This is a genomic window from uncultured Oceanicoccus sp. (assembly GCF_963968385.1).
Classification (GTDB): domain Bacteria; phylum Pseudomonadota; class Gammaproteobacteria; order Pseudomonadales; family Dasaniaceae; genus Oceanicoccus.
Window position 1 is genome coordinate 1 of record NZ_CAXAHB010000094.1, and the last position, 5,148, is coordinate 5,148.

Sequence of the window (5,148 nt, forward strand, 5' to 3'; positions counted from 1 at the left end):
TTCCAAAGCGCAGACGTAACACTTCACGGTTTCGAAGCACAGGGTATCTGGCAAATAAACTCGAATGTTAAAACCACCCTGTTTGCCGATTACGTTCGTGCAAAATTGGATGATGGCGGTAACTTGCCACGTATCTCACCCATGCGCGTCGGTGCCAGTGTCGATTATGTCTATAACCGCTTATCGACCAATCTCAGCTATACACACTATTACAGTCAAGATGATGTAACAGAGCCTGAAGAGGCATCCGATGGTTATGATTGGATTGACGCCAATATCAACTATCGAATCCCGCTTAATAAGACTGAGCTAACGCTATTTGTTAAGGCTGAAAACTTAACCGATGAAGAAGCGCGTGTTCACTCGTCTTTTGTTAAGGAAGATGCGCCTAGACCTGGACGTAATCTCCGGATCGGTATTCGCGGTAGCTTTTAACCGACTTGAGCAGCCTCTTAGCCAGAACGGGTTAAGGGGCTGACTTTGCACCAATTTATCTTCGTTAGTTTTGGTGCCATAGAAAACCATGTTATCTATTGAAGAGCCCTCCATAGCTTTATCAGCAACTAATGAGCAGGTCATTAGCCCAGCTGACAAAACACGCCGTTGTATCGCAGGTGATCAAGCCACGGTTTTGTCAGATATCTATCAGGATCATTGCAATATCGTTGTTTGGCAACGCAATCTAGCTAAAGAGTTGGATCAGAGTGTTGCAAAGTTTTTGGCATCCAATAGCCATTTTCAAACATCAATGACCCTTTCTCCTCAAGATGCATTTACCCCTATCCATAAAGCTTTAGGTGCGTCTGGATTAACGGCCGTATTAAGCTCGAATATTGCTGAGCTAGTTGATATGTTTTGCTGTCTATTCGATTTAGGTCAGGCAGGCCTTAGACTCACTGCGCTTGACAAAGCGATGTGTCCGAGGTTTCATGTCGACCAAGTACCTTGCCGTTTAGTGACGACCTATCAGGGAGCAGCTACCGAGTGGTTGCCTCATAATCGGGTTAATCGCTGTAAATTGGGTCATGGTAGTGAAGGTAAACCCGATCATCGATCGGGACTTTTTGCTGAAGCTAATGATATACGGCAACTGAGTGCTGGGGACGTAGCTCTGTTGAAAGGTGAGCGTTGGGAAGGTAATGAAGGTGCGGGTTTAGTGCATCGTTCGCCAGCCCTTTTATCAGGTGAAAGGCGATTGTTGCTAACGCTTGATATCAGTTGACCAGCTAATAGTTCAAATTTAAAGCCAGACTTTGAGGGCTAACGATGAATAAAAAAGATATAACATCTGCACTTTCTTTTGACGAAACCGACCGCTGTTGCAGCGATACGGCCTGTTGCCCTTCACAAGACCCTATTACTCGAGTGGCGCCAAAAATTGGTCGTAATGACCCTTGTCCACTTTGTAATAGCGGCAAGAAATATAAAAAGTGTTGTGGGCGTTAAATTCGGAAAGACGGGGTGATCTAGCGGGCAGTGACTTGCAAGTTATGGGTTTCGGTTGAAGATTTTTTTGGCTGAATATAAATCACTCTGGAGCTGATAACGCTCTGGCCTTTATGCACACCATTGACCTGAATCTTAATGCTGTTGTGGCCGGGTTTTTCCAGTAAATAGCGTATTTTAAGTGTGCCATCATAATCATCCAAAGCAACATATTTATCAATTAATGTGATGCCTTTGCTACTTTTGAGTTGCATATGAACATCCTTGGAGAACCAAGGACGCTCATATTCAACAGTAATTTCTGATTCTTCGCCCAGAGTGGCTTTTGCCAAAGGAGGGTGCTTGAGTTTAAAGATAGGCTCCGGTGGTGCCAGCCCCGCTAATTTGATGGCTAGGTTGCCCATCACGCCAAAATTATCAGGGTTTAAATACAAATGGCCTGCACAGGCCGCTGCATGGCTGCTAATCAGTGCCAGATAAAACGATACAGCTATTGATAAGAGCTTTTTAAGCATAAAAGGATGTCGTATAAGTTGGGCCAGTGCTTTCGAATATACAGGGTATTTAGGTATAGTTCAATTGAGGTTTTGTTGAAAAAGTTGGCAGTTTAGCTTGCATGTTGGCAATACCTGCAATAGCGCAAAACAGACGGCGTGATAAGCGAATCAATGGCCACTAACGTTTCAAATGGTTAGCGGTCTGATTTAGCATTTTTATAAGCCAAGAATGAAGGCAGCGCAGCGGCAACAAAGGTCGCTCCAATGATTATCAGGATAAATAGCAAATTATTCCCTGATAATAGTGAGTGGCCAATATGTAAACCAAAGTTTGATACCAGAAAACCACTGCTAGAGATTAAGCTTAAAGATAAAGCTGAGATGGCCAATAAAATACTCAGCAAACTGATCAATAGCGCTTCCATTTCGATTAATAAAAATAAAAATATCGGTGGTGCGCCAATTACGCGCAGTAAATGTATTTCATGTTCTCGCTCCCTGATCGAGGCTAACATCATTGCGCTTAAACCCAGTAGGGCGGCTGTTAGGATTAGACCGGAAATAAGGCGCAGGGTATTTTCCATTAAGCCCATCATTTGCCATAGCTCTGATAACGCAACACCGGGAAGAATCGCCGTGAGTGGTTCCTTGTGGTAATTATTAATATCTCGCTGCACACGAAAGGTTGCCATTCTGGAATTTAGTCCCAACATAAAAGCGGTGATATTTTTGGGTTGAAGGGCTAACGATTCCAGTTGCTCGTTAGTGATAGTGCGGCCGGGTACCCTCACACCTTGTTGCCAATCGAGATGAATAGCTTCTATACCTTGCAAGCTAACATGAACCGTTTGGTCTACTGGTGTGCCGGTGGCAGCTAAAATACCGCTGATTTTAAAGGGCTTGTCATCATGAAGACTAAAGCTGGTTTCACCAAGACCGTGCGCTAATACAATTTTATCGCCCAGTGAATAGCCTAGTTTTGTAGCGACCTCTGAGCCGAGTACAACGTCAAATAAATCACTAAAGGGTTTGCCTTTAGTGAAAGTCAGTTGATGCTTATTACCGTAGCTAAAGTGTTTAAAGTAATCTGTCGACGTGCCCATGACTCGATAGCCCTTATGGGAGTCGCCCAGGGAGATAGGAATAGCCCATGCCACTTTGGCATGGTTGGCGATAGTTTGATAAGCCTGCCAATCAATATTATTGGTGGGTGAGCCAATACGAAAAACCGAATAGAGTAATAAGTTTAAGCTGCCGGTTCTGGCGCCAACAATCAGGTCGACACCTGAAACGGTGCTATTAAAACTCTGTTTGGTTTGGGTGCGGATATGTTCAACACCTAGCAGCACAAAGATGCTGACGCTCATGGCCAGAATAGTCAGTGCCACCGAGCCTTTTCGATTTATTAAACTTTTCAACGCTAGACGAAAAAACATTAGTGGTCAGCTCCTGCGCTATTAATCTCGGCCAGACCATCAATTCGATTGAAGTGCTTTGCCAGCGATAGATCGTGACTAACAAAAATCAAAGTGGTGTTATATTTCGCAACCATTGCCATCAGCTCTGACATAAAATTATCGCGATTACTTTGGTCAAGTGAAGAGGTGGGTTCATCCGCAATCAATAGCTCTGGCTTATTAATGATTGCCCTAGCGATAGCGATACGCTGTTGTTGGCCGATGCTCAGTTTTGCCACCGGTTTGTGCCAGTCGGTTGGATCGATATAAAAGCTGGATAATAAGGATTTGATATCCGCCTTTAATGAGGACAAAGTTTTTTTGCTGGCAAATTGGTGGGCCAGTTGAATATTATCGATCGCATCGAGATAGGGGATAAGATTAAATTGCTGAAAAATATAGCCGATATGATCAGCCCGAAAACGATCTCGTTGGCGGCCGTTTATGATATCCAAACGCTGGCCCAGCACAGAGACCTCACCGGTATCGGCCTGCAAGATGCCGCTTAACAGATTAAGTAAGGTTGATTTTCCACCACCGGAAGGCCCGTGGACAAAAATTTGTTCGCCTGCAGCAACGGTCCAGTGATTGATATCCAATACCAACTTATCTGGGGTGTCAGGGTAGCTGTAACGGACGTGCTTTAATTCAATAGTCATAAACGGTTTTAGTCGCTAATAGCTTGTCAAAATGGAATGATACACAGTACCATAATGTAATGTGAGCATATGATTTGACGTTAATAAAAATAAGTGGTGTAAAAATTGAAAGCCTTATTCCTCAATAAAACGATATTTTTGGTTATTGTATTATCTACGTTGGCTGTGACCATGGTGCAGGCTTTTAGTTCTGCGGCTAAAAATCCGGCCAAACCAACTGAGTTTACCACGATACAATGGCCCGCTCTTATGCCCAAGGAAGATCTGGATGCCCTGTTAAATCCACCGGAGTATCTGATGAATATCGAAGAGGGCTCGCTCGAAGATCAAATTAGTAGCCGGATTAGTGCCTCCATTGCCTCAGCAAAAGATGATCGTTATCAGCAGGCCTTGGTATCGACCAAGATAATGCCGGAAATGAATGGGCAGGCCATTCGTATTCCCGGTTTTATTGTGCCGCTGGAGTTTAGTGACGATCAGGTAATCACTGAGTTTTTTATTGTGCCGTTCTTTGGGGCCTGCATTCATGTGCCGCCACCACCACCTAATCAGATTATTTATGTCAAATATCCCAAGGGCTTTAAGCTTGAAGCTTTGTATAACCCGTTTTGGTTATCGGGCGTGTTAAAAACTAGCTTGATCGAAAATGATATGGCGACTGCAGCTTATGCTATGGAAGTCTCTCTGATCGAAGCATTTACCGAGTAGCCGTGCTTTAATTCACTGTTCTTATGCAAGCTAATAATTGTTGTTGCCATTGTTCGGATAGTTCGTTGGCAATAATTTCAATGCGGCTTTCCGTACATTCGCCCAGCTCAATTTCAGTTAGCGCGTCACTGGTCAGGTTGTAGCCATAAATACCCTCTTCAGTAATAAAGACCGCTTTCATCCTTTCCGCGACAATACTCTTTAAAAAAGCCAATAGTTTGGTGCGATTAAAGAGCTTGGTTGGCTCAAAGCGCCAGCCAATACTATGAAAGCCTTCGCCTTGATTGATGGCTTTGATATAACCGCATTCAGGTATAGGCATGTCATTGAGATTGTTATCGGCAGTGTTTTCTTGATCATGGTCATGGTCATGGTCATGGT

At 43.8% G+C, this 5,148-nt stretch carries 7 protein-coding genes and 1 pseudogene; 4 read left to right on the forward strand and 4 right to left on the reverse strand.

The window, feature by feature from the left end; all coding sequences use genetic code 11:
* From AACP44_RS08295 to AACP44_RS08305, 3 genes are all read left to right on the forward strand, one after another.
* Nucleotides 1–435, forward strand: a 435-nt coding sequence (locus AACP44_RS08295) for a TonB-dependent receptor (protein ID WP_339340060.1), incomplete at its 5' end; no start/stop codon positions are given.
* 88 nt (nt 436–523) lie between these two features.
* Nucleotides 524–1,222, forward strand: coding sequence for a DUF1826 domain-containing protein (locus tag AACP44_RS08300; protein ID WP_339340061.1), 699 nt, complete (start codon nt 524–526; stop codon nt 1,220–1,222).
* A gap of 44 nt (nt 1,223–1,266) precedes the next feature.
* Nucleotides 1,267–1,446: an SEC-C metal-binding domain-containing protein gene (locus AACP44_RS08305; RefSeq protein ID WP_339340062.1), complete on the forward strand. Its 180-nt coding sequence runs from the start codon at nt 1,267–1,269 to the stop codon at nt 1,444–1,446.
* A gap of 20 nt (nt 1,447–1,466) precedes the next feature.
* Here AACP44_RS08305 and AACP44_RS08310 read toward each other — a convergent pair whose 3' ends face one another.
* The 3 genes from AACP44_RS08310 to AACP44_RS08320 all read right to left on the reverse strand — a co-directional run bounded on the left by AACP44_RS08310 (nt 1,467) and on the right by AACP44_RS08320 (nt 4,059).
* The gene (locus AACP44_RS08310; protein WP_339340063.1) at nt 1,467–1,961 is read right to left on the reverse strand and encodes a hypothetical protein; all 495 of its coding nucleotides are present in this window, start codon (nt 1,959–1,961) and stop codon (nt 1,467–1,469) included.
* Nucleotides 1,962–2,137: 176 nt separating this feature from the next.
* A complete protein-coding gene (locus tag AACP44_RS08315) occupies nt 2,138–3,379 on the reverse strand; it encodes an ABC transporter permease (protein ID WP_339340064.1) in 1,242 nt (413 codons plus the stop codon).
* Complete coding sequence (locus AACP44_RS08320; RefSeq protein WP_339340065.1) at nt 3,379–4,059, reverse strand: ABC transporter ATP-binding protein; 681 nt, start codon at nt 4,057–4,059, stop codon at nt 3,379–3,381. Before AACP44_RS08320 ends, AACP44_RS08315 begins: the two co-directional genes overlap by 1 nt.
* A gap of 105 nt (nt 4,060–4,164) precedes the next feature.
* Between AACP44_RS08320 and AACP44_RS08325 the strand changes: the two genes are divergently transcribed.
* Nucleotides 4,165–4,767 (forward strand): DUF3299 domain-containing protein, encoded by a 603-nt coding sequence (locus AACP44_RS08325; protein ID WP_339340066.1) that lies wholly within the window; start codon nt 4,165–4,167, stop codon nt 4,765–4,767.
* 7 nt (nt 4,768–4,774) lie between these two features.
* On the opposite strand, the pseudogene AACP44_RS08330 reads toward AACP44_RS08325, so the two are convergent.
* A pseudogene (locus AACP44_RS08330) lies at nt 4,775–5,148 on the reverse strand (GTP-binding protein); the annotation flags it as partial.